The organism is Streptomyces sp. NPDC054047 (assembly GCF_055585065.1).
Map to the genome: position 1 here is coordinate 15,295 of NZ_JBVJKV010000016.1, position 23,939 is coordinate 39,233.

22 protein-coding genes are annotated in these 23,939 nt (G+C 69.9%); 17 read left to right on the forward strand and 5 right to left on the reverse strand.

Going from position 1 to position 23,939, the window contains the following annotated elements; genetic code table 11:
* Positions 1-94 precede the first annotated feature (94 nt).
* Genes ACZ6ZP_RS39360 through nusB form a run of 4 tightly spaced genes read left to right on the forward strand, consistent with a single transcriptional unit; the run spans position 95 to position 3,274 of the window.
* Entirely contained in the window at positions 95-1,045 is a 951-nt protein-coding gene (locus tag ACZ6ZP_RS39360; RefSeq protein WP_351168650.1) for a Pro-rich N-terminal domain-containing protein, read from the forward strand.
* A gap of 60 nt (positions 1,046-1,105) precedes the next feature.
* Positions 1,106-2,212, forward strand: coding sequence for an aminopeptidase P family protein (locus tag ACZ6ZP_RS39365; RefSeq protein ID WP_351168652.1), 1,107 nt, complete (start codon positions 1,106-1,108; stop codon positions 2,210-2,212).
* Positions 2,213-2,270: 58 nt separating this feature from the next.
* Positions 2,271-2,837, forward strand: coding sequence for an elongation factor P (gene efp, locus ACZ6ZP_RS39370; RefSeq protein ID WP_344521662.1), 567 nt, complete (start codon positions 2,271-2,273; stop codon positions 2,835-2,837).
* 2 nt (positions 2,838-2,839) lie between these two features.
* On the forward strand, positions 2,840-3,274 hold the full coding sequence (gene nusB, locus ACZ6ZP_RS39375) for a transcription antitermination factor NusB (RefSeq protein ID WP_351168655.1): 435 nt from the start codon (positions 2,840-2,842) through the stop codon (positions 3,272-3,274).
* A gap of 189 nt (positions 3,275-3,463) precedes the next feature.
* Here the strand turns inward: nusB and bldD are convergent, their stop codons facing one another.
* Positions 3,464-3,964: a transcriptional regulator BldD gene (bldD, locus tag ACZ6ZP_RS39380; RefSeq protein WP_135330908.1), complete on the reverse strand. Its 501-nt coding sequence runs from the start codon at positions 3,962-3,964 to the stop codon at positions 3,464-3,466.
* A 198-nt stretch (positions 3,965-4,162) separates the two neighbouring features.
* Between bldD and pyrR the strand changes: the two genes are divergently transcribed.
* The 13 genes from pyrR to metK all read left to right on the forward strand — a co-directional run bounded on the left by pyrR (position 4,163) and on the right by metK (position 18,615).
* A complete protein-coding gene (gene pyrR / locus ACZ6ZP_RS39385) occupies positions 4,163-4,735 on the forward strand; it encodes a bifunctional pyr operon transcriptional regulator/uracil phosphoribosyltransferase PyrR (protein WP_344521664.1) in 573 nt (190 codons plus the stop codon).
* Between the two features lie 80 nt (positions 4,736-4,815).
* A complete protein-coding gene (locus ACZ6ZP_RS39390) occupies positions 4,816-5,802 on the forward strand; it encodes an aspartate carbamoyltransferase catalytic subunit (RefSeq protein WP_351168658.1) in 987 nt (328 codons plus the stop codon).
* Between the two features lie 3 nt (positions 5,803-5,805).
* Positions 5,806-7,092 (forward strand): dihydroorotase, encoded by a 1,287-nt coding sequence (locus tag ACZ6ZP_RS39395; protein WP_351168660.1) that lies wholly within the window; start codon positions 5,806-5,808, stop codon positions 7,090-7,092.
* Positions 7,089-7,709: a PH-like domain-containing protein gene (locus ACZ6ZP_RS39400; RefSeq protein WP_383818251.1), complete on the forward strand. Its 621-nt coding sequence runs from the start codon at positions 7,089-7,091 to the stop codon at positions 7,707-7,709. The genes ACZ6ZP_RS39395 and ACZ6ZP_RS39400 overlap by 4 nt, the downstream gene beginning before the upstream one ends.
* The gene (gene carA, locus ACZ6ZP_RS39405; RefSeq protein ID WP_351168663.1) at positions 7,706-8,857 is read left to right on the forward strand and encodes a glutamine-hydrolyzing carbamoyl-phosphate synthase small subunit; all 1,152 of its coding nucleotides are present in this window, start codon (positions 7,706-7,708) and stop codon (positions 8,855-8,857) included. Before ACZ6ZP_RS39400 ends, carA begins: the two co-directional genes overlap by 4 nt.
* Positions 8,850-12,158, forward strand: a complete 3,309-nt coding sequence (gene carB, locus ACZ6ZP_RS39410) for a carbamoyl-phosphate synthase large subunit (protein WP_351168665.1) — start codon at positions 8,850-8,852, stop codon at positions 12,156-12,158. The genes carA and carB overlap by 8 nt, the downstream gene beginning before the upstream one ends.
* A 54-nt stretch (positions 12,159-12,212) precedes the next feature.
* Positions 12,213-13,319, forward strand: coding sequence for a quinone-dependent dihydroorotate dehydrogenase (locus tag ACZ6ZP_RS39415; protein ID WP_351168667.1), 1,107 nt, complete (start codon positions 12,213-12,215; stop codon positions 13,317-13,319).
* Complete coding sequence (pyrF, locus tag ACZ6ZP_RS39420) at positions 13,316-14,161, forward strand: orotidine-5'-phosphate decarboxylase (RefSeq protein WP_351168669.1); 846 nt, start codon at positions 13,316-13,318, stop codon at positions 14,159-14,161. Before ACZ6ZP_RS39415 ends, pyrF begins: the two co-directional genes overlap by 4 nt.
* A 287-nt stretch (positions 14,162-14,448) precedes the next feature.
* On the forward strand, positions 14,449-14,772 hold the full coding sequence (locus tag ACZ6ZP_RS39425; protein ID WP_005319887.1) for an integration host factor: 324 nt from the start codon (positions 14,449-14,451) through the stop codon (positions 14,770-14,772).
* A gap of 38 nt (positions 14,773-14,810) precedes the next feature.
* Positions 14,811-15,404, forward strand: a complete 594-nt coding sequence (gene gmk, locus ACZ6ZP_RS39430) for a guanylate kinase (RefSeq protein WP_351168671.1) — start codon at positions 14,811-14,813, stop codon at positions 15,402-15,404.
* 74 nt (positions 15,405-15,478) lie between these two features.
* Entirely contained in the window at positions 15,479-15,751 is a 273-nt protein-coding gene (rpoZ, locus tag ACZ6ZP_RS39435) for a DNA-directed RNA polymerase subunit omega (RefSeq protein ID WP_005319902.1), read from the forward strand.
* 132 nt (positions 15,752-15,883) lie between these two features.
* On the forward strand, positions 15,884-17,095 hold the full coding sequence (coaBC, locus tag ACZ6ZP_RS39440) for a bifunctional phosphopantothenoylcysteine decarboxylase/phosphopantothenate--cysteine ligase CoaBC (protein WP_351168673.1): 1,212 nt from the start codon (positions 15,884-15,886) through the stop codon (positions 17,093-17,095).
* A gap of 311 nt (positions 17,096-17,406) precedes the next feature.
* On the forward strand, positions 17,407-18,615 hold the full coding sequence (metK, locus tag ACZ6ZP_RS39445) for a methionine adenosyltransferase (RefSeq protein ID WP_351168675.1): 1,209 nt from the start codon (positions 17,407-17,409) through the stop codon (positions 18,613-18,615).
* 81 nt (positions 18,616-18,696) lie between these two features.
* Here metK and ACZ6ZP_RS39450 read toward each other — a convergent pair whose 3' ends face one another.
* The 4 genes from ACZ6ZP_RS39450 to ACZ6ZP_RS39465 are packed head-to-tail and all read right to left on the reverse strand — an operon-like array spanning position 18,697 to position 23,835.
* Positions 18,697-19,830 carry a hypothetical protein gene (locus tag ACZ6ZP_RS39450; RefSeq protein ID WP_469410323.1) on the reverse strand — a complete coding sequence of 378 codons (1,134 nt, stop codon included), beginning with the start codon at positions 19,828-19,830 and terminating at the stop codon, positions 18,697-18,699.
* Positions 19,827-21,800 carry a hypothetical protein gene (locus ACZ6ZP_RS39455; protein ID WP_469410324.1) on the reverse strand — a complete coding sequence of 658 codons (1,974 nt, stop codon included), beginning with the start codon at positions 21,798-21,800 and terminating at the stop codon, positions 19,827-19,829. Before ACZ6ZP_RS39455 ends, ACZ6ZP_RS39450 begins: the two co-directional genes overlap by 4 nt.
* The gene (locus ACZ6ZP_RS39460) at positions 21,797-22,540 is read right to left on the reverse strand and encodes a toll/interleukin-1 receptor domain-containing protein (RefSeq protein ID WP_361463306.1); all 744 of its coding nucleotides are present in this window, start codon (positions 22,538-22,540) and stop codon (positions 21,797-21,799) included. The genes ACZ6ZP_RS39455 and ACZ6ZP_RS39460 overlap by 4 nt, the downstream gene beginning before the upstream one ends.
* Before the next feature lie 44 nt (positions 22,541-22,584).
* Positions 22,585-23,835, reverse strand: coding sequence for a helix-turn-helix transcriptional regulator (locus tag ACZ6ZP_RS39465; protein ID WP_351168683.1), 1,251 nt, complete (start codon positions 23,833-23,835; stop codon positions 22,585-22,587).
* Positions 23,836-23,939: the final 104 nt, after the last annotated feature.

Sequence of the window (23,939 nt, forward strand, 5' to 3'; positions counted from 1 at the left end):
CACACAACGTCGGCCGGGGACGGTACCGTTCGGTAACGGGTGGCCCCGGCCGCCGCCCGACCAGCGTCAGTCGCACGAGACGGAGTGGCACCGGATGCAGCACGCAGTGGGGTCTCCGCTGCCGCCGCCCCATCAGCCGGGGCACGGACCGGCCACCGGCTGGTCCCCGGCCGCACATCACCCGAGCGGTCCGCCGCCGGGTGGAGCGCCGGGCGGCCCACCGCCTCCCGCGCCGGGTTTCGCCGGCGCCCCGCACCCCCCGGGCACGGCCCCCCATCCGCAGGGACCGGCCCCGCAGCCGCACGCCCCGACGCCGCAGCACGTGGCGCCGGGCGCCCCGCAGCACGGCGCGGCCCCCCAGCACAACCACGCCCCCGGCGCCCCCGTGCCCCCGACCCCGGACACCACGGGCCACATCCAGCTCCCGCCCGGCGGCCCCGTCGCCATGCCGAGCCCCCCGCCCGGCACGGCCCAGGCGGACACCGGCGGCACCACGCTTGCCGTCCTCCTGATCGGCCCCGCGGGCGCGGGCAAGACGAGCGTGGCCAAGTACTGGGCGGAGCACCGCCGGGTGCCCACCGCCCACATCAGCCTCGACGACGTCCGGGAATGGGTGCGCTCGGGCTTCGCCGACCCCCAGTCCGGCTGGAACGACCACTCCGAGGCGCAGTACCGCCTGGCCCGCCGCACCTGCGGCTTCGCCGCACGGAACTTCCTGGCCAACGGCATCTCCTGCATCCTGGACGACGCGGTCTTCCCCGACCGCCCCGTCGTCGGCCTCGGCGGCTGGAAGCGGCACGTGGGTCCCGGCCTGCTGCCGGTGGTCCTGCTGCCCGGCCTGGAGATCGTCCTGGAGCGCAACGCCGAGCGCAGCGGGAACCGCCGCCTCACGGACGAGGAAGTGGCCCGCATCCACGGCCGCATGGCGGGCTGGTACGGCTCGGGTCTGCCCATCATCGACAACTCCCAGCTGGACGTTCCCGCCACCGCCCGCGTCCTGGACGACGTCCTCGCCCGCTCCATCGCGAGCCCGCCGCAGTGGTAGGACCGCTCAGTCGGACGCGCTGAACCGGCCGCCCGGCGCCGCCGCTCATAAGCTCGTCCCATGTCAGAGGTGTACGCGGCTCGCCGTGAGCGGTTGAGGGAGCGTTGTGCCGCGGGCGGCAGCGCGTCGGCGCTGGTGTCCCGTCCGGCCAACGTGCGGTATCTCGCGGGAGCGGCGCCGCGTGGTGCCGTGCTCCTGCTGGGCAGGACCGAGGATCTGCTGCTGTGCGGCGGGCCGCTCGGTGACGAGCAGGGCGAGGGGAGGCCCGACGAGGGACTGCGGGTGCAGCTGCTCGACGCCTCCGGCGGTGATCCCGCCGTCGCGGGGGCCGATCTCGCCTCCGCGCAGGGCGCCGATTCGCTCGCCGTGGAGGAGCACGACCTCACGGTCGCCCGGCACCGGGCCCTGACGTCCGTCGCGCCGCGGCTGCGCCTCGCGGATCTCGGGGGAGCGGTCGAACAACTGCGCCTCGTCAAGGACGAGGAGGAGATCTCCTGTCTGCGGATCGGCTCCGAGATCGCCGACCAGGCCCTGGGCGAGCTGCTCGAATCGATTCTGGTGGGGCGTACGGAACGGCATCTGGCCCTTGAGCTGGAGCGCCGGCTCGTCGATCACGGCGCGGACGGGCCCGCGTTCCCGACCTCCGTGGCCACCGGGCCGAACTCCGGCCGGGGCGCTCACCGGCCGTCGGACCGGCGTGTGGAGGAGGGGGATTTCCTCTCCGTGTGCCTGGGCGCCAGCTATCGCGGCTATCGTTGTGAGATCGGGCGTACGTTCGTCATCGGTACGTCTCCCGCGGACTGGCAGATCGAGCTCTACGACCTCGTCTTCGCCGCTCAGCGGGCGGGCAGGGAGGCTCTCGCACCGGGCGCCGCCTACCGCGACATCGACCGTGCGGCACGCCATGTACTGGACTCCGCGGGGTACGCGGACGGACTTGCTCCGCTGATGGGACACGGGCTGGGGCTCGAAATCGACGAGGACCCGCAGTTGGCGCCCGCGGCCATGGGTAAACTGGACGCCTGCGTGCCGGTCACCGTCGAACCGGGGGTTCACATCCCGGGACGGGGTGGTGTCCGGATCGATGACACGCTCGTCGTGCGCCCCGAGGCGGACGGCGGACCCGAGCTACTCACCATTACGACCAAGGAGCTGCTCGCGCTCTAGCCTCGAGCTATGCGCGTGCGCCGGGGTCGTCCACGTCAGTCCAGGAGATTCCGCAACCGTGGCTTCCACGAACGACCTCAAGAACGGCCTGGTGCTCAAGCTCGACGGGGGCCAGCTCTGGTCCGTCGTCGAGTTCCAGCACGTCAAGCCCGGCAAGGGCCCTGCCTTTGTGCGCACCAAGCTCAAGAACGTGATGTCCGGCAAGGTGGTCGACAAGACCTTCAACGCCGGCGTCAAGGTCGACACGGCGACGATCGACAAGCGCGACATGCAGTTCTCCTACATGGACGGCGACTACTTCGTCTTCATGGACATGGAGACGTACGACCAGCTGCACGTCGACCGCAAGTCCGTCGGTGACGCCGCCAACTTCCTGATCGAGGGCTTCACGGCCTCCGTCGCGCAGCACGAGGGCGAAGTCCTCTTCGTCGAGCTGCCGGCCGCCGTCGAGCTGGTCATCCAGGAGACCGAGCCCGGTGTCCAGGGCGACCGCTCCACCGGTGGCACCAAGCCCGCGACGCTGGAGACCGGCCACCAGATCCAGGTGCCGCTCTTCATCACCACCGGCGAGAAGATCAAGGTCGACACCCGTGACAGCGGCTACCTCGGCCGGGTGAACAGCTAACCGTGGCTGCTCGTAATACGGCCCGCAAGCGCGCCTTCCAGATCCTTTTCGAGGCCGACCAGCGTGGCGCAGATGTAGTGACGGTCCTCGCGGACTGGGTGCGCCACTCGCGGACCGATACCCGGCAGCCGCCGGTGAGCGAGTTCACGATGGAACTGGTCGAGGGGTACGCGGAGCACGCGCGCCACATCGACGAGCTGATCTCGCAGTACGCCGTCGGGTGGACCCTGGACAGGATGCCGGTCGTCGACCGCAACATCCTGCGGCTCGGTGCCTACGAGCTGATCTGGGTCGACGCGACGCCGGACGCCGTGGTGATCGACGAGTCGGTGCAGCTCGCCAAGGAGTTCTCCACGGACGACTCGCCCTCCTTCGTGAACGGCATGCTCGGCCGCTTCAAGGACCTGAAGCCGAGCCTGCGCCGCGACGAGGCGTAAGCAAGCCTCCCAACGCCGCTCAGAGGGCCCGCAGCGACTCGCTGCGGGCCCTCTGGCATGCTCCGGGGCGCACGGGGCCTCTGTGGCCTCCGGGGCGCTCACGCGCGTACGCAGAACGCCGGGGTGGCCGGAACCGATTGGTTCCGGCCACCCCGGCGTTACGTTTCTGCTCAGTTGTCCCTTGGGGGATCAGACGTCGTCGTGGGCGACGGCGCGGCGCGCGTCCGCGTCCAGGACGCCCCAGCTGATCAGCTGCTCGGTGAGGACCGAGGGCGACTGGTCATAGATCACGGCGAGGGTGCGCAGGTCGTCCTGGCGGATCGAGAGCACCTTGCCGTTGTAGTCACCGCGCTGCGACTGGATCGTGGCGGCGTAGCGCTGCAGGGGGCCTGCCTTCTCGGCCGGGACGTGCGCGAGGCGCTCAAGATCGAGCACGAGCTTGGGCGGCGGCTCGGCCGCACCGCCGGGAGCGGTGCCGGGCAGCAGCTCCTGGACCGGGACGCCGTAGAAGTCCGCCAGCTCGGCGAGGCGCTGCACGGTCACGGCGCGGTCGCCGCGCTCGTACGAACCGACCACGACCGCCTTCCAGCGTCCCTGGGACTTCTCCTCGACGCCGTGGAGGGAAAGGCCCTGCTGGGTACGGATGGCGCGGAGCTTGGCCCCGAGCTGTTTGGCGTATTCGCTGGACATATAGCTCCCCGGACGAAGAACGGTAACTCACTGTGAGGTTACGCAGCGTTACTTGGGTGCGTCAAGCCGAATGGTCCGTACCGCCTCTTCCGAGGGGGGTCGTGACCGGCGGCGTTGTCGTTGCTGGTAGCGTGGATGGCGCAATTTCGACGTCCTTTAAGGTCCGTCCCGTGAGGCGGAGAAGGAGGTCCGTTTCATATGGACTCGCACGACACGAACGAACCCGATGTCGCCCGGCCCGTGCTCGAAGGCCCGGACATCGCACGGGTGTTGACCCGTATCGCCCACGAGATCGTCGAGCGCGCCAAAGGCGCCGACGACGTGGTGCTGCTCGGCATTCCCACCCGCGGCGTCTTCCTCGCCCGGCGCCTCGCCGAGAAGCTCGAAGAGATCACCGGACGCACGATCCCGGTTGGCTCACTCGACATCACGATGTACCGCGACGATCTGCGCATGCATCCGCCGCGCGCACTCGCCCGCACCGAGATCCCCGGTGACGGCATCGACGGCCGCCTCGTCGTCCTCGTCGACGACGTGCTCTTCTCCGGCCGCACCATCCGCGCCGCCCTCGACGGCCTGAACGACATCGGCCGCCCGCGCGCGGTGCAGCTCGCCGTCCTGGTCGACCGCGGCCACCGCGAACTCCCGATCCGCGCCGACTACGTCGGCAAGAACCTCCCCACGTCGTTGCGGGAGACGGTCAAGGTCCAGCTCGCCGAGGAGGACGGCCGCGACGCCGTGCTGCTCGGTGCCAAGCCCGCTTCCGCGTAGGACCGGCTTCCCTGCGGACCCGTGGCACACCCCTGCGCGCCCGCATGCCCGCAAACCTCCCCATGACGGAGTAATCCCAGATGATGCGACACCTCATCTCGGCCGCCGACCTCACCCGTGACGACGCCGTTCTCATCCTCGACACCGCCGAGGAGATGGCCCGGGTCGCCGACCGGCCGATCAAGAAGCTGCCCGCGCTGCGCGGCCGCACGATCTGCAATCTGTTCTTCGAGGACTCCACCCGCACCCGGATCTCCTTCGAGGCCGCCGAGAAGCGCCTCTCCGCCGACGTCATCAACTTCGCCGCCAAGGGCTCCAGCGTCTCCAAGGGCGAGTCCCTCAAGGACACCGCCCAGACCCTGGAGGCGATGGGCGTCGACGCCGTCGTCATCCGGCACGGCGCGTCCGGCGCCCCCTACCGCCTCGCCACCTCCGGCTGGATCGACGCCCCGGTGATCAACGCGGGCGACGGCACCCACCAGCACCCCACCCAGGCGCTGCTCGACGCCTTCACCATGCGCCGCCGTCTCGTCGGCAAGGACGAGGGCCTCGGCAAGGACCTGAGCGGCAAGCGCATCACGCTCGTCGGCGACGTCCTGCACAGCCGGGTCGCGCGCTCGAACGTCGACCTGCTGCACACCCTGGGCGCCCAGGTCACCCTGGTCGCCCCGCCCACGCTCGTGCCGGTCGGCGTCGACAGCTGGCCCTGCGACGTGTCGTACGACCTGGACCGCGTGCTCCCGAAGTCCGACGCCGTGATGATGCTGCGCGTGCAGCGCGAGCGGATGAACGCCGCGTTCTTCCCGACCGAGCGCGAGTACTCGCGCCGCTACGGCCTGGACGGCGAGCGCATGGCGAAGATGCCCGAGCACGCCATCGTGATGCACCCCGGGCCGATGGTCCGCGGCATGGAGATCACCGCCGAGGTCGCCGACTCCGAGCGCTGCACGGTCATCGAGCAGGTCGCCAACGGCGTGCACACCCGCATGGCGGTGCTCTACCTGCTCCTGGGCGGCAATGAACCTGCCGTCACCCACACCCGCCCCACCGGTTCCGAGGAGAAGTAAGACATGAGCAAGACCCTGATCCGTGGTGCGAAGGTCCTCGGTGGCGAGCCCCAGGACGTCCTGATCGACGGCGAGACGATCGTCGAGGTGGGGACCGGCATCGACGCGGGCGACGCGACCGTCGTCGAGGCCGACGGCAAGATCCTGCTGCCCGGCCTCGTCGACCTGCACACCCACCTGCGCGAGCCCGGCCGCGAGGACTCCGAGACCGTCCTGACCGGTACGCGCGCCGCCGCGTCCGGTGGCTACACCGCCGTGTTCGCCATGGCCAACACCTTCCCCGTCGCCGACACCGCCGGCGTCGTCGAGCAGGTCTACCGCCTCGGCCAGGAGGGCGGGTACGCGGACGTCCAGCCGATCGGCGCCGTCACCGTCGGCCTGGAGGGCAAGAAGCTCGCCGAGCTCGGCGCCATGCACGAGTCCGCCGCCGGTGTCACCGTCTTCTCCGACGACGGCAAGTGCGTCGACGACGCCGTGATCATGCGGCGCGCCCTGGAGTACGTGAAGGCCTTCGGCGGCGTCGTCGCCCAGCACGCCCAGGAGCCCCGCCTGACCGAGGGCGCCCAGATGAACGAGGGCGTCGTCTCCGCCGAGCTGGGCCTGGGCGGCTGGCCCGCCGTCGCCGAGGAGTCGATCATCGCGCGTGACGTGCTGCTCGCCGAGCACGTCGGCTCGCGCGTGCACATCTGCCACCTGTCGACCGCCGGTTCGGTCGAGATCGTGCGCTGGGCCAAGTCGCGCGGCATCGACGTGACCGCCGAGGTCACCCCGCACCACCTGCTCCTGACCGACGAGATGGTCCGCTCGTACAACCCGGTCTACAAGGTCAACCCGCCGCTGCGCACCGAGCGCGACGTCATGGCGCTGCGCGAGGCCCTGGCCGACGGCACCATCGACATCGTCGCCACCGACCACGCCCCGCACCCGCACGAGGACAAGGACTGCGAGTGGGCCGCGGCCGCCATGGGCATGGTGGGCCTGGAGACCGCGCTCTCCGTGGTCCAGCAGACGATGGTCGAGACCGGCCTTCTCACCTGGGCCGCGGTCGCCGACCGGATGTCCGTCAAGCCCGCGCAGATCGGCCGGGCCACCGGCCACGGCCGCCCCGTCTCGGCTGGTGAGCCCGCGAACCTCACGCTTCTCGATCCGGCTTACCGTGGTGTCGTGGACCCCGCGGGCTTCGCCTCGCGCAGCGGCAACACCCCCTACGAGGGCCGTGAGCTGCCGGGCCGCGTGACGCACACGTGGCTGCGGGGCCGCGCCACGCTCGTCGACGGGAAGCTCGCGTGACATCTCTGATCTCCACCGCCGCAGGAAGTGCCGTCGTGGTCGCCGCCGAGAAGAAGTCGGCGGACGTGACGGACTGGGCCGCCCGCGCGGGCTGGGTCGTCGGCCTTCTGCTCTTCATCGCGCTCGTCTACTGGCTGATGCGCGAGGGCTGGAAGTGGCGCGGCACGCTCCAGGGCGACCTGCCCGAGCTGCCCAGCGCGCCGACCGAGCCGGGCCCGGCGAAACTTGAGCTGAGCGGCCGCTACCACGGCTCCACGACGGCAGGGCAGTGGCTCGACCGCATCGTGGCGCACGGCCTCGGTACGCGCAGCCGCGTGGAGCTGACGCTCACGGACGCGGGCCTGGACGTCGTACGCCCCGGGGCGGCCGACTTCTTCGTCCCGGCCGCGCAGCTGCGCGAGGCGCGCCTGGACAAGGGCATCGCCGGAAAGGTCCTCGCGGAGGGCGGTCTGCTGATCGTCACCTGGGAGCACGGCGAGAAGCTGATCGATTCCGGCTTCCGCTCGGACCACGCGGCCGAGCAGGCCGACTGGGTCGAGGCCGTCAACAACATGATCAACGCGAACGCGAACACGAACGCGAAGACGATGGAAACGAAGGAAGGCACCGCACGATGACGACCTCCACCAGGGGAGCCACCAAAACTCCCGCCGTACTCGTCCTGGAGGACGGCCGCATCTTCCGCGGCCGCGCCTACGGGGCCGTGGGGGAGACCTTCGGCGAAGCGGTGTTCTCCACCGGCATGACCGGCTACCAGGAGACCCTCACCGACCCCTCGTACCACCGCCAGGTCGTCGTCATGACGTCCCCGCACGTCGGCAACACGGGCGTGAACGACGAGGACCCCGAGTCGAAGAAGATCTGGGTCGCCGGATACGTCGTGCGGGACCCCGCACGCGTGCCCTCGAACTGGCGCTCCCAGCGCACGCTCGACGAGGAACTCGTCAACCAGGGCGTCGTGGGCATCAGCGGCATCGACACCCGTGCGCTCACCCGCCACCTGCGCGAGCGCGGCGCGATGCGCGTCGGCATCTTCTCCGGCAGCGCGCTCCCGGACGAGGGCGCGATGCTCGCCGAGGTCCGCCGGCAGCCCGAGATGAAGGGCGCGAACCTCGCCGCCGAGGTCGCCACCAAGGAGACCTACGTCGTCCCCGCGATCGGCGAGAAGCGCTTCACCGTCGCCGCCGTCGACCTCGGCATCAAGGGCATGACCCCGCACCGCATGGCCGAGCGCGGCATCGAGGTGCACGTGCTGCCCGCGACCGCGACCGCCGAGGACATCTACGCGGTCGAGCCCGACGGCGTGTTCTTCTCCAACGGTCCCGGCGACCCGGCGACCGCGGACGGCCCCGTCGCCGTCATGCGCGCCGTCCTGGAGCGCAAGACCCCGCTGTTCGGCATCTGCTTCGGCAACCAGATCCTCGGCCGCGCCCTCGGCTTCGGCACCTTCAAGCTGAAGTACGGCCACCGCGGCATCAACCAGCCCGTGCAGGACCGCACGACCGGCAAGGTCGAGGTCACCGCGCACAACCACGGCTTCGCCGTCGACGCGCCGCTCGACAAGGTCTCCGACACCCCCTACGGGCGCGCCGAGGTCTCCCACGTGTGCCTCAACGACCAGGTGGTGGAGGGGCTCCAGCTCCTCGACCAGCCCGCGTTCAGCGTCCAGTACCACCCCGAGGCGGCCGCGGGCCCGCACGACGCCGCGTACCTCTTCGACCGCTTCGTATCCCTGATGACCACAGAAGGAGCCCAGCGTGCCTAAGCGCTCCGATATCCAGTCCGTCCTGGTCATCGGCTCCGGCCCGATCGTCATCGGCCAGGCCGCGGAGTTCGACTACTCCGGTACCCAGGCCTGCCGCGTGCTCAAGGCCGAGGGCCTGCGCGTCATCCTGGTCAACTCCAACCCGGCGACGATCATGACCGACCCGGAGATCGCCGACGCGACCTACGTCGAGCCGATCACCCCGGAGTTCGTCGAGAAGATCATCGCCAAGGAGCGCCCCGACGCGCTGCTGCCCACCCTCGGCGGCCAGACCGCGCTCAACACCGCGATCTCCATGCACGAGCAGGGTGTCCTGGAGAAGTACGGCGTCGAGCTCATCGGCGCCAACGTCGAGGCGATCAACAAGGGCGAGGACCGCGACCTCTTCAAGGGCGTCGTCGAAGAGGTCAACAAGAAGATCGGGCACGGCGAGTCCGCCCGCTCGTACATCTGCCACTCCATGGACGACGTCCTCAGGGGCGTCGACGAGCTGGGCGGCTACCCCGTGGTCGTCCGCCCCTCCTTCACCATGGGCGGCGCCGGTTCCGGCTTCGCGCACGACGAGGAGGAGCTGCGCCGCATCGCCGGGCAGGGCCTGACGCTCTCGCCGACCACCGAGGTGCTCCTGGAGGAGTCCATCCTCGGCTGGAAGGAGTACGAGCTGGAGCTGATGCGCGACAAGAACGACAACGTCGTGGTCGTCTGCTCCATCGAGAACTTCGACCCGATGGGCGTGCACACCGGCGACTCGATCACCGTCGCGCCCGCGATGACGCTGACCGACCGCGAGTACCAGACCCTTCGTGACGTCGGCATCGCGATCATCCGCGAGGTCGGCGTCGACACCGGCGGCTGCAACATCCAGTTCGCCATCGACCCGACGGACGGCCGGGTCATCGTCATCGAGATGAACCCGCGCGTCTCGCGGTCCTCCGCGCTGGCGTCGAAGGCCACCGGATTCCCGATCGCGAAGATCGCGGCGAAGCTGGCCGTCGGCTACACGCTGGACGAGATCCCGAACGACATCACCGAGAAGACCCCGGCCTCCTTCGAGCCGACCCTCGACTACGTGGTGGTCAAGGCCCCGCGTTTCGCCTTCGAGAAGTTCCCCTCGGCGGACTCGACCCTGACGACCACCATGAAGTCGGTCGGCGAGGCCATGGCGATCGGCCGCAACTTCACCGAGGCGCTGCAGAAGGCGCTGCGGTCCCTGGAGAAGAAGGGCTCGCAGTTCACCTTCGTCGGCGAGCCCGGCGACAAGGACGAGCTCCTGGCCGAGTCCGTGCGGCCGACCGACGGGCGCATCAACTCCGTCATGCAGGCCATCCGCGCCGGCGCCACCCAGGAAGAGGTCTTCGACTCCACGAAGATCGACCCGTGGTTCGTCGACCAGCTCTTCCTGATCAAGGAGATCGCGGACGAGCTGGCCGCCGCCGAGCGCCTGGACGCCGATCTCCTCGCCGAGGCCAAGCGGCACGGCTTCTCCGACGCCCAGATCGCCGAGATCCGCGGCCTGCGCGAGGACGTCGTCCGCGAGGTGCGCCACGCGCTCGGCGTCCGCCCGGTCTACAAGACGGTCGACACCTGCGCCGCCGAGTTCGCCGCGAAGACGCCGTACTTCTACTCCTCGTACGACGAGGAGAACGAGGTCGCCAAGCGCGAGAAGCCCGCGGTCATCATCCTGGGCTCGGGCCCCAACCGCATCGGCCAGGGCATCGAGTTCGACTACTCCTGCGTCCACGCCTCCTTCGCGCTGAGCGACGCGGGCTACGAGACCGTGATGGTCAACTGCAACCCCGAGACCGTCTCGACGGACTACGACACCTCCGACCGTCTGTACTTCGAGCCGCTGACGCTCGAAGACGTCCTGGAGATCGTCAACGCCGAGGCGCAGGCCGGTCCGATCGCGGGCGTCATCGTCCAGCTCGGCGGCCAGACCCCGCTCGGCCTCGCCCAGGCGCTCAAGGACAACGGCGTGCCGGTCGTGGGCACATCGCCCGAGGCCATCCACGCCGCCGAGGACCGCGGCGCCTTCGGCCGCGTGCTCGCGGAGGCCGGTCTGCCGGCGCCCAAGCACGGCACCGCCACCACCTTCGCCGAGGCCAAGGCGATCGCCGACGAGATCGGCTACCCCGTCCTCGTCCGCCCGTCGTACGTGCTCGGCGGTCGCGGCATGGAGATCGTGTACGACGAGACGCGCCTGTCCGCGTACATCGAGGAGTCGACCGAGATCAGCCCCTCGCGGCCGGTGCTCGTCGACCGCTTCCTGGACGACGCGATCGAGATCGACGTGGACGCGCTCTACGACGGCGAGGAGCTCTACCTCGGCGGCGTCATGGAGCACATCGAGGAGGCCGGCATCCACTCCGGCGACTCGGCGTGCGCGCTGCCCCCGATCACGCTCGGCGGCCACGACATCAAGCGGCTGCGCGCCTCCACGGAGGGCATCGCCAAGGGCGTCGGCGTCCGCGGCCTGATCAACATCCAGTTCGCGATGGCCGGGGACATCCTCTACGTCCTCGAGGCCAACCCGCGTGCCTCGCGCACCGTCCCCTTCACCTCGAAGGCGACCGCGGTGCCGCTGGCCAAGGCCGCCGCGCGCATCTCGCTCGGCGCGACCGTCGCCGAGCTGCGCGCCGAGGGCATGCTCCCGGCCACCGGCGACGGCGGCACGCTACCGATGGACGCGCCGATCTCGGTGAAGGAAGCCGTCATGCCGTGGTCGCGCTTCCGCGACATCCACGGCCGTGGCGTCGACACCGTCCTCGGCCCGGAGATGCGCTCCACCGGTGAAGTCATGGGCATCGACTCGGTGTTCGGCACGGCGTACGCCAAGTCGCAGGCGGGCGCCTACGGTCCGCTGCCGACCAAGGGCCGTGCCTTCATCTCCGTCGCCAACCGCGACAAGCGCACGATGATCTTCCCGGCGCGCGAACTGGTGGCGCACGGCTTCGAGTTGCTCGCCACGTCCGGCACCGCCGAGGTGCTCAAGCGCAACGGGATCAACGCCACGGTCGTGCGCAAGCAGAGCGAGGGCGAGGGCCCGAACGGCGAGAAGACGATCGTCCAGCTGATCCACGACGGCGCGGTCGACCTCATCGTCAACACCCCGTACGGCACGGGTGGCCGCCTCGACGGCTACGACATCCGTACGGCGGCCGTCTCCCGCTCCGTGCCCTGCCTGACCACGGTCCAGGCGCTCGCCGCCGCCGTCCAGGGCATCGACGCGCTCAACCACGGCGACGTGGGCGTCCGTTCACTCCAGGAACACGCGGAGCATCTGACCGCGGCCCGCGACTAGCAGCCCACCAGGGGGACACCGATCCGGTGTCCCCCTTCTGCTGAGGACACGTACATGTACAAATTCTTCTTCAACCTCGTCTTCAAGCGCATGGACCCGGAGCAGGCCCACTACACGGCCTTCCGCTGGATCCGGCTCGCGGCCCGCGTCCCCGTGCTGCGCACGTTCGTCGCGGCCGTGCTCGCGCCGCGCCACAAGGAGCTGCGCACCGAGGCCTTCGGGCTGCGGATGCACGGTCCCTTCGGGCTCGCGGCGGGCTTCGACAAGAACGCCGTCGCGATCGACGGCATGTCGATGCTGGGCTTCGACCACATCGAGATCGGCACGGTCACGGGGGAGCCGCAGCCCGGCAACCCCAAGAAGCGTCTCTTCCGCCTCGTGCAGGACCGCGCGCTGATCAACCGCATGGGATTCAACAACGAGGGCTCGGCGGCCGTGGCCGAGCGCCTGGGGGCCCGCAGGGCCGTCTTCAAGACGGTCGTGGGCGTGAACATCGGCAAGACCAAGGTCGTCCCCGAGGAGGAGGCCGCAGCCGACTACGTGAAGTCGACCGAGCGGCTCGCCGTCCACGCCGACTACCTCGTGGTGAACGTGTCGTCCCCCAACACCCCCGGCCTGCGCAACCTCCAGGCCACGGAGTCGCTGCGGCCGCTGCTCACCGCCGTACGCGAGGCGGCCGACCGGAGCGGGACCGCGCGGCGCGTGCCGCTGCTCGTGAAGATCGCCCCCGACCTGGCGGACGAGGACATCGACGCGGTCGCCGACCTGGCCGTCGAGCTGGGCCTCGACGGCATCATCGCCACGAACACGACCATCGCCCGCGATGGCCTGGGTTTGCAATCCGAACCTTCGCTCTACGGAGAGACCGGCGGCCTGTCCGGGGCTCCGCTCAAGGAGCGCTCCCTGGAGGTCCTGCGCCGCCTCTACGCGCGCGTGGGCGACCGCATCACGCTCGTGGGCGTCGGCGGCATCGAGAACGCCGAGGACGCCTGGCAGCGGATTCTCGCGGGCGCCACCCTGGTGCAGGGCTACAGCGCGTTCATCTACGAAGGTCCCTTCTGGGCCCGATCCGTCCACAAGGGCCTCGCCGCCCGCCTGAACACCTCCCCGTACGCCACGCTCGCCGAGGCCGTCGGCGCCGACGTCAGGAAGCCCGCATGAGTGCCCTTGAACCCTTCGGTACGCGCCTGCGCCGCGCGATGGACGAGCGCGGCCCGCTGTGCGTCGGCATCGACCCGCACGCGTCCCTGCTGTCCGCCTGGGGCCTGAACGACGACGTCGCGGGCCTGGAGCGGTTCACCGGGACCGTCGTGGACGCGCTCGCCGGGAGCGTCGCGGTCTTCAAGCCGCAGAGCGCGTTCTTCGAGCGCTTCGGCTCGCGCGGCATCGCCGTACTGGAGAAGGCCGTCCAGGAGCTGCGCGCGGCAGGGGCCCTGGTGGTCATGGACGCCAAGCGCGGCGACATCGGCTCGACGATGGCCGCCTACGCGGAGACCTTCCTGCACAAGGACGCGCCGCTGTTCTCCGACGCCCTCACGGTCTCGCCCTACCTCGGCTACGGCTCGCTGAAGCCGGCCGTCGACCTCGCGCGCGAGAACGGCACCGGGCTCTTCGTGCTCGCCCTCACCTCGAACCCCGAGGGCGCCGAGGTGCAGCACGCGGTGCGCGAGGACGGCCGCACGATCGGCGCGACGATGCTCGGTCACCTGGCGGCACAGAACGCGGGCGCGGAGCCCCTGGGGTCCTTCGGGGCCGTCGTCGGGGCCACGCTGGGGGACCTGTCCTCGTACGATCTCGCGATCAACGGTCCGCTGCTCGCCCCCGGCATCGGGGCGCAGGGCGCCACTCCGGCGGATCTGCCGGGTGTCTTCGGAAGCGCCGTACGCAACGTCGTGCCGAGCGTCAGCCGGGGTGTCCTGCGTCACGGTCCCGACGTGGCGGGGCTGCGCGTCGCGGCGAGCCGCTTCGCGGACGAGATCCGTGAGGCCGTCGCCTCGGCCTGAGGTCGTCCTGAGGGTGTTTTTCCGCCTTCGAACGACGTGTCCGGCCACGTCCTTACGTTTCGCTGATGGCTCACCAAGCCAAAACCGGGGTGAAATGCCCGGAATGTACACCTCGACAGAGGCTGACCAGGACTTTTCGTCTGTTCTCGCTGACTCCGGCGGCCATGCCCGCTAGTCTCCGACGAGAGCGAACGGGCAAGCGCGTTGCACGTTGCTCACCAGGTGTGGGGCGACTAGGTTCCTCACCGGTCCGTATCCGACAGTTCGACATCCGAGGTGACGTAGGCGTGGCTCTTCCGCCCCTTACCCCTGAACAGCGCGCAGCCGCGCTCGAAAAGGCCGCCGCGGCTCGCCGGGAGCGGGCCGAGGTCAAGAATCGACTCAAGCACTCCGGCGCCTCCCTTCATGAGGTCATCAAGCAGGGACAGGAGAACGATGTCATCGGCAAGATGAAGGTCTCCGCTCTCCTGGAGTCCCTGCCGGGCGTGGGCAAGGTCCGCGCCAAGCAGATCATGGAGCGTCTTGGCATCTCCGAGAGCCGCCGTGTGCGTGGTCTCGGCTCCAACCAGATCGCCTCCTTGGAGCGTGAGTTCGGCGGTGGCGCTGCCTGACGTTCTCAGGCACTCCTGAGAACCTGGATAATCGCTGCATGGCTGCAACATCCCGGGGGACGACCCCCGTGCCCCCGGACGTACGTCCGCGGCTGACCGTGCTCTCCGGCCCCTCAGGGGTCGGCAAGAGCACGGTCGTCGCTCATATGCGCAAGGAACACCCCGAGGTCTGGCTCTCGGTCTCCGCCACCACCCGCAAGCCGCGACCCGGCGAGAAGCACGGCGTCCACTACTTCTTCGTCTCCGACGAAGAGATGGACAAGCTGATCGCCAACAGCGAGCTGCTGGAATGGGCCGAGTTCGCGGGCAACCGCTACGGCACGCCGCGGGGTGCCGTCCTCGAGCGTCTGGAGGCGGGCGAGCCCGTCCTCCTGGAGATCGATCTGCAGGGCGCACGCCTGGTCCGCGAGTCGATGTCCGAGGCGCAGCTGGTCTTCCTCGCCCCGCCGAGCTGGGAGGAGCTGGTCCGCCGGCTCACCGGCCGGGGGACCGAGGCGCCGGAGGTCATCGAGCGCAGGCTCGGCGCGGCGAAGATCGAACTCGCCGCCGAGGCGGAGTTCGATACGACCCTGGTCAATACCTCCGTCGAGGATGTGGCGCGTGAGCTGCTAGCCTTGATGAAAGTTGTTTGATCTTCTTCATCCTCAGTAACCCGGCTTGATCTTCAATTTCCATTCGAAGGTCAATCCCCATCGGAAGGCAGAGAGTGTCCTCTTCCATCACTGCGCCCGAGGGCATCATCAACCCGCCGATTGATGAGCTCCTCGAAGCGACCGACTCGAAGTACAGCCTCGTGATCTACGCCGCCAAGCGCGCGCGTCAGATCAACGCGTACTACTCGCAGCTCGGTGAGGGCCTGTTGGAGTACGTCGGCCCGCTGGTGGACACGCACGTCCACGAGAAGCCGCTCTCGATCGCGCTCCGCGAGATCAACGCGGGTCTGCTGACGTCGGAGGCCATCGAGGGCCCGGCTCAGTAGTCGTAGTTCTTTTCTTCACGTTCTTCTCGCGAAGAACTTCACCGCAGGCCCGGCAGCGCGACTGCCGGGCCTGTGGTGTGTCATGGAGTCGTACGTTCCCCGGTGCGGGGATCGCGAGTGCGGGGAGGCACGGTGGGCAAGCCCAAGGTCGTTCTGGGGGTCAGCGGCGGAATCGCCGCGTACAAGGCCTGTGAGCTGCTGCGGCGGCTGACCGAGTCCGGCCATGACGTACGCGTCGTGCCGACCGAGTCGGCGCTGCACTTCGTGGGGGCCGCGACCTGGTCGGCGCTGTCCGGCAACCCGGTCTCGACCGAGGTGTGGGACTCCGTCCACGAGGTGCCCCACGTACGGATCGGGCAGGCGGCGGACGTCGTCATCGTCGCCCCGGCGACGGCCGACATGATGGCGAAGGCGGCCCACGGCCTCGCCGACGACCTCCTGACGAACACGCTCCTCACCGCCCGCTGTCCGGTGATCTTCGCGCCCGCGATGCACACGGAGATGTGGGAGCACCCGGCCACGCAGGAGAACGTCGCCACGCTGCGCCGCCGCGGGGCCCTCGTCGTCGAGCCCGCCGTCGGCCGCCTCACGGGCGTGGACACGGGCAAGGGGCGCTTCCCCGACCCGGTGGAGCTCTTCGAGGTCGTACGCCGTGTCCTGGCGCGCGGCGACCTGCCCCGCGACCTCGCGGGGCGGCACGTCGTCGTCAGCGCGGGCGGGACGCGCGAGCCGCTCGACCCGGTCCGCTTCCTGGGCAACCGTTCCTCCGGCAAGCAGGGGTACGCCCTGGCCCGCAGCGCGGCGGCGCGGGGCGCCCGCGTGACGCTCGTGTCGGCGAACGCGGCGCTGCCGGAGCCCGCCGGCGTCGACGTCGTGCCCGTCGGCACCGCCGTCCAGCTCCGCGAGGCGGTCCTGAAGGCGGCGGCGGACGCCGACGCCGTGGTGATGGCCGCGGCCGTGGCCGATTTCCGCCCCGAGACGTACGCGACCGGAAAGATCAAGAAGAAGGACGGCCAGGAGCAGCCCCCGATCGCCCTGGTCCGCAACCCCGACATCCTGGCCGAGATCGCGGGGGACCGGCCGCGCCCCGGTCAGATCGTCGTCGGCTTCGCCGCCGAGACGGACGACGTGCTCGCCAACGGCCGCGCCAAGCTGGAGCGCAAGGGCTGCGACCTGCTCGTCGTGAACGAAGTGGGCGAGCGCAAGACGTTCGGCTCCGAGGAGAACGAGGCGCTCGTGCTCGGCGCCGACGGCAGCGAGACCCCCGTGCCGTACGGCCCCAAGGAGGCCCTCGCGGACACGGTCTGGGATCTCGTGACGGAACGCCTGCCGAAGAATTCCTGAAAAGAGAGGGGCACGTCTCAGGAAATCCTCTGCCGAAACCCCACCGGAACTGGAGCGAAAACCGGGGCGCGGATGCCACAATCGCCCCACTGGACGCCTCAAACCCGGGAAATTCGGGCGTGAGGCCCTCTGGTGGAGACCGATCGTCGTACCGCACAATGCAGTGCCGCAGGTCACAGCGCTCCCAAGTGGCGAGACACGTGGTCCGGCGGCCGAGTGCGACCGATAAACTGGTCTCGGACGACGCCGGGCGCAGCTCCCGGCCGTCCACCAATGATCAGCCAGCAGCCGCTGCAACCACAGGGAGCGATGTGTCCCGCCGTCTCTTCACCTCGGAGTCTGTGACCGAGGGTCACCCCGACAAGATCGCTGACCAGATCAGCGACACCATTCTCGACGCCCTTCTGCGGGAGGACCCGAAATCCCGGGTCGCCGTGGAGACGTTGATCACCACCGGCCTGGTGCACGTGGCCGGCGAGGTGACGACCAAGGCGTACGCGCCGATCGCTCAGCTGGTCCGCGACAAGATCCTCGAGATCGGTTACGACTCCTCGAAGAAGGGCTTCGACGGCGCCTCCTGTGGCGTCTCGGTGTCCATCGGCTCGCAGTCCCCCGACATCGCGCAGGGCGTCGACACGGCGTACGAGAAGCGTGTCGAGGGCGACGAGGACGAGCTCGACAAGCAGGGCGCGGGCGACCAGGGCCTGATGTTCGGCTACGCCTGCGACGAGACGCCGGAGCTGATGCCGCTCCCGATCCACCTCGCGCACCGCCTGTCGCGCCGCCTCTCCGAGGTCCGCAAGAACGGGACCATCCCGTACCTGCGCCCCGACGGCAAGACCCAGGTCACCATCGAGTACGACGGCGACAAGGCCGTCCGTCTCGACACGGTCGTGGTCTCCTCGCAGCACGCCTCCGACATCGACCTGGACTCGCTCCTCGCTCCCGACATCCGGGAGTTCGTGGTCGAGCCCGAGCTGAAGGCGCTCCTCGAGGACGGCATCAAGCTGGAGACCGAGGGCTACCGCCTCCTGGTCAACCCGACGGGCCGCTTCGAGATCGGCGGCCCGATGGGTGACGCCGGCCTGACCGGCCGCAAGATCATCATCGACACGTACGGCGGCATGGCCCGCCACGGCGGCGGCGCCTTCTCCGGCAAGGACCCGTCCAAGGTCGACCGCTCGGCCGCGTACGCGATGCGCTGGGTCGCCAAGAACGTCGTCGCCGCAGGCCTCGCGGCCCGCTGCGAGGTGCAGGTCGCGTACGCGATCGGCAAGGCCGAGCCGGTGGGCCTGTTCGTGGAGACCTTCGGTACGGCCACGGTCGACACCGACAAGATCGAGGCTGCCATCGCCGAGGTCTTCGACCTGCGCCCGGCCGCGATCATCCGCGACCTGGACCTGCTCCGCCCCATCTACGCCCAGACCGCGGCGTACGGCCACTTCGGCCGTGCGATCCCCGACTTCACGTGGGAGCGGACGGATCGCGTGGATGCGCTGCGGAAGGCTGCGGGGCTGTAGGGCTCTTCCTCAGGCTCCTCAGGGCCCGGCTCTCCTACGGGAGGGCCGGGCCCTGTCTGTCGAGTCGGCGGGGCGGCGCGGTCAGGATTCGGGCGAGGGCGACGAGGACGACGAGGACGACGAGGACGACGCCGGGTCGGATCCGTTCGGGGACGCTGCCGCTGCGGTCGGCCGTGCGGCGAAGCGACGCCGTATTTCCTGGGCCGTCTCCTCGTCCCAGTCCTCGATGGCCATGGCCACCTGCTCGGAGAGCAGCATCAACTCTTCGTCTCCCGGAGTGCGTCCCAGCCGACGTACGAAGTCCGTGAACGTGTCCGCCGCGCCAGGCTCCGTGGGTTCCTCCGGGGTGAAGGGCCCTTCGAACGCATGGGGGGTCCCGAAAGCGGGGGACTCCGGCTCCGGGAGCGTGATCGGCGGGAATGCCTCGGGCACGAGATGGCGGAACGGCTCGGCGACCTCTTCGTTGTTGGCGGCGGACGTGAGGCGGGCCAGCAAGCCGATGTCGTTGACCGCCTTCTCCACGTGGTCGTCGTTCTTCGCGAGCCACCACACGACCGCGCTGCCGGTGTCCCGCAGGACGTCACCGCCGAGGTACTCGCGTTTGTTGCGCTCGTAGTTGCGCTCGTGTTCCCAGAGATCCTCGTTCTTGCGAATGGCCGCGAGACGGTCAAGGCGCTGCTGGTCCTCCTCCGGGAGCACGAGGACGACGTCCAGGGCCAGGGCACGGACGCGTCCCCCGGGGTCCGCTTCCATCACTCCCAGCGCACCGCTGAGCTCCTGCTGGACGAGGGAGCTTCTGAAGGGTTCGCGGCGCGACGTCACCGCGCGGGCCCGTTCGACGACGGCGTCCATCGCCAGGGCGCCCGCGTTGATGAGCGAGACATCGGCCGAGGGCTCCGCCGGGCACCAGCGGACCGTGGCCGAGAACAAGAAGTCGTAGTCGGGGAACTGACTGGGCAGGGAGATCCGGTCCACGTACACCTCGCGGCGCTCGACCGGGGGGATCGGCTGGTCGGGCACCGTGCCGGGCGGGAACGGGTCCCGCCTGCGTGCCCGTGCCGCGGTCGTCGCCGCCACCGCCAGGGCGGACAGCAGGATGACGACGGCTGTGGGCCACACCCAGAAGGGCCAGTCGAGGCAGAGACCGAGGATGAGGACGAGCAGGGCGCCGATGAGGGTGAGGAACGTCGAAACCGTCTTCTGTCCGGTGCTCATGAGGGGGCTGCCTCCCGTTGTCGCGGCGTGGTCGAGTCTCGTGACAGGCGTGTGGTCTGTGCCTCGTTGATCTTCCGCAGGAGGAGCGTCGAGAGTTCGGGCCGGGTGCGTTCCCGGGCGGACGCGTAGAGGCGGCTGAGGATCGCGTACCGCGTCTCCGCCGCGGCCACGAGCACGTCGAAGAGCCGGCCCGCGATCGCGGGGTCCTCCGTGGCGTCGGCCGCGGAGATCCACGTCTCGGCGCATGCGGCCCAGCGCTCCGGCCCGGCGTGGTCGAAGGCGGCGGCCCACCCCGTCGTGAGCCAGCCTCGGGTCGTCGAGGAGCGGAGGAAGGGCCTGGGGAGGCTCGTCGGAGCCGTGAGCTCCAGGAAGAGGTCGGTGTCCGGCCGCCGGTGGTCGTCGGACGACGAGACAGTGAGGCGGTACAGCAGACGCCGGTGGAGCCTGAGATCCTCCGGGTCGTTGGTGACGTAGCGCAGCAGGGTCTCGCGGGCGATCCCCGGGAACTGCTCGTGACGGGCCAGGTGGTGCAGGCGGACCAGCGCGGCCTCCGGGTGGCGCACCGCCATGACCTTCTCGCAGACTTCGGCGAGTACTCGGCGCAGGCCGTCGGAGAGTTGCCGTTGCTTGGACCATTCGTAGATCTGTTGCCTGAAGGCTCCGCCGCACGCTTCGCTGGGAATGCTCTGCGCCAGCAGTTGTGCCGCGGCTCGTAGCCGCTCGTTCTGCGTCGGGGCGCTGGTCCAGTCCTTGACGAGGCCGATCAGCTCCCCGGTGTCCTCGGTCGACAGACACAGCTCGGTAAAGCGATGGACCAGGCGCTCGCGGTCGGCGTCGGCGAGTTCCGACAGACCGAGGATCTCGGACACCCAGGCGCGCAACGGCTCTCTGAGGTCCGGCCTGGTGGTCCAGAAGTGCCGCCGCACGGCTCGGGCGAAGCCGCGCCTCTCGAAACGGACGCGGGAGGTACCGTCCCAGACAGCGTCGATCTTTTCCAGGCGCTCGTCGAGGCCGGGGTGCTCAAGGAGAGGACGGGCCTCCACGGGGGACTTGACCACCGAGAGCAGGGACGCCGTGGCCCGGTGCACCGCCTCGGCCCGCGCACCATGGAGCAGCGCCGAGGAGAGCAGCAGGGCGCGCTGCGGTCCCTTGCGTACATGGGGAACGAGTTCGGCGACCTCAGGGCCGCGGTCCGTCTGCTCCGCGACCGCCCGCTCGCACCAGGCGCCGAAGGTGTCCCCCTCGCGCCCGGCCGCACGCATCTCCAGGATCCGGACCGCCAGCCGCGCCAGCTCCCGCATCGGGGGCCTGGTCTCCACGAAGGTGAGTAGGGCCGGGGGAGACGGATCACAGATCCTGGTGTCCAGGCCGCCGCAGCGCAGATGACGGATGATCACGTCCAGCCGGTCGGGTGGTCCGATCTTCTTGCGCAACGCCAGGAATTCGGGAGCCAGTTGGTCCTGCCGCAGTCTTGGGAGCACCACAGCCAGATGGGCGTGCTTGCTCTGGAGCGCGTGGTGGAAGTCCCACAGTTGCGCCTGGACGGCGTTCCACAACCGCTCGTTCGCGGCGGAGAGGTCGAAGAGCATCTGATCCTGCTCGCCGATCATGTCCGCCGAGAGGCGCGGTGCCTTTCCGTCGTCCGACTCGGTGGTGAGTTCGTGGTACGTCCCTGTCCCACGGGGCAGTTCACGCAGCAGGACGCGGGCGGCGGAGCTCCTCCCGCTGCCCGGCTCCCCGTCCAGGAAGAGCATGTTCCTGGACTCCAGGACGTCGTAGGCGGCGCTGATGTGCACAGGCCGGGAGAACTGCTGCTGAAGATGGCGCAGTTGGCTCTCGGCCACGCGCCGGCGCGCGGCGGGCGGGGTCTTGAGCAGGTTCTCCGCCGTGAACGTGACGTACATGTCCCCGGGGCCGGTGTTGACGGCGCGCGTCGGACCGGAGAACTCCGTGTGCGAGCTGCCGCTCACCGTTCGTCGTCCTTGTCCCGTCGGCGCGCCGCGCCGAAGTCCTGCCGGATACCGCCGTGGTTGTCACCCGCGACAAACGTCGAGTTCGCGTTCTCGCCGGTCACGTGGGCCGAGTTGCTGTACAGATTGCCGGGCCCGGTGTGCACAGGACCCTGGGATCCCTTGATGACGGTGCCCGCGTCGCCGCTCACGGTGCCGGCCTGGACGACGGTGCCGCCTCGCACGGTGTCCACGTTGTTCTGCGTCGTGCCCGGCTCTGTGGCCTTGACGCCTGCCCGTTCGGCCTTCGCGAGCTCAGGGATCAGGTCGGTGAGCACGTCACCGATGCGCTGGATGTCGTACGCGTCGTTCTGGTTGTCGTACCGCAGCGTCTGGCAGTCGGCCAGGCGGGCCAGGGGCCTGGGCAGCCGGTTCCTCGCGGGACGCTCGGTGCGCCGCCCGGCCAGCACGGGTATGACGGGGATGCCGCAGCGGAACGCCTCCAGGAGCTCCTTGCGCACCCAGTCCTCCGGGCGGTGCAGAGCGGGGTGATCGATCCAGTCGGGGCCGATGACAGCCAGGAGGACACCACTGCGGCGCACCCCGCGCGTCAGTTCCTCGTCGAAGAACGCGCCGGGCGGGATCGACTTGCTGGCACGGAAGATGCGGCCCGCGCCGAACCGGGCGGTGAGCTGGTTGTGGAGGGTGGTGGCGGTCTGGTCGCCGTCCCCTGTGCGGTAGTTGACGAAGACATCGGGCATGGCGAAATGACCTTTCTGCCTGGATGGGTGAGCGGAGGCGCCGCTCAGCGCGCTACAGGTGTGAGCGACGCGTTGAGATGCGGGGCGATGGCCAGAAAGGCCGGACGGCGCGGATGACGTGCCAGAGTGCGTGCCAGTCGACGCAGATCGGTGGCGATGGTCGCCGAGCCCACGCAGTCCGTGGTCAGCAGAAGACGGCCGGTCAGCTCGCAGGAGTGGTCGAACTCGCCGGCGACGGCGTGTGCGAGGGCGCGTCGCACGCCGTACCGTGCCTGGGTGCGCAGGGCGTGCGCGGGGATGTCGGCACATTCGCGGTCCAGGTGCTCGGCCGCCTCCCGAGGCCTGCCCAGGTCCACGAGGCACCAGCCGGTGATCATGGCGGCGGGGTCCCCGAGATGAGTGGTCCCCAGGGCCGGGGCGGCGTCGCGGCTGTCCGAGGACAGGAGTGCGCGGGCCGCGTCCAGCGCGCGCATGCAGGCGTCGTAGTCACCGGCGAGGGCGTGGCCCTGTGCTTCACGCTGGGCCGCGAGTCCGCGGATGCGGGCCGGGAGGCGCTGCGAGCGTGCACGCGCGGCCAGGGCGATCGTGTCAGCGGCGTTTCCCTTGTAGTACGTGATCAGAGCACGACGTACGAGTGCGTAGGAGGCGAGGTCGTGATCGCCCGCGACTTCCGCGAGATCGACGGCACGGTCCGTCCAGCGCAGGGCGGCCTCGTCGTCTCCGGACTCTTCGGCCATCCACCCCGCGTACTCCGCGTACCGGGAGGCGAGCCCCCGTAGTTTCCGAGCCGTGCGCGGGCCGGTGCGGGTGGCGAGCGAGCACAGCGAACGCGTCTGCTCGGCGAGGGTGGGCAGGACGCTGCTTGCCGGGGACATCTGACCCAGCCGACGGTACTGGTCGAACAAGGCGTGGGAGATCTCCAGGAGGTTCGACCCCAGCGCCTCGGGCGGTTCTGAGAGGCCGGAGTTCTCCGCGACGCCCAGGAGGGACGCCGCACCGGTGGCCATGACGCGGCGCCTGCTCGGAAGCACGGCGCTCTCCGCCCCGCCTTCGGCCGATGCGTCCTCGTGGGGAAGCGGATGTGCCGGTACGAGTGAGGCGAGGGTTCCGTGGGCCCTCAGGGCCACGTCGCAGAGCCTGGCCAGTTCTGGGGTGGGCCGTTTGCAGCCGGTTTCGACCTTGCTGATGTGCCCCTTGCTGTAGTGGACTGCCGCAGCCAGTTCCGTGAGCGTGAGACCGGCCGCGATGCGGTTGCGGCGCAGTTCGGATCCGAACTGCGCTAAGCGTTCTTGCACATGACCCCCTTCTGACCCGTGCCTTCGCGATGCCATGGGCACCCGTCGGCGGATGCCAGCGTCGTGCCAGTCGGTGACACGAGCAAGGCTGTGGGCGGTGTTTC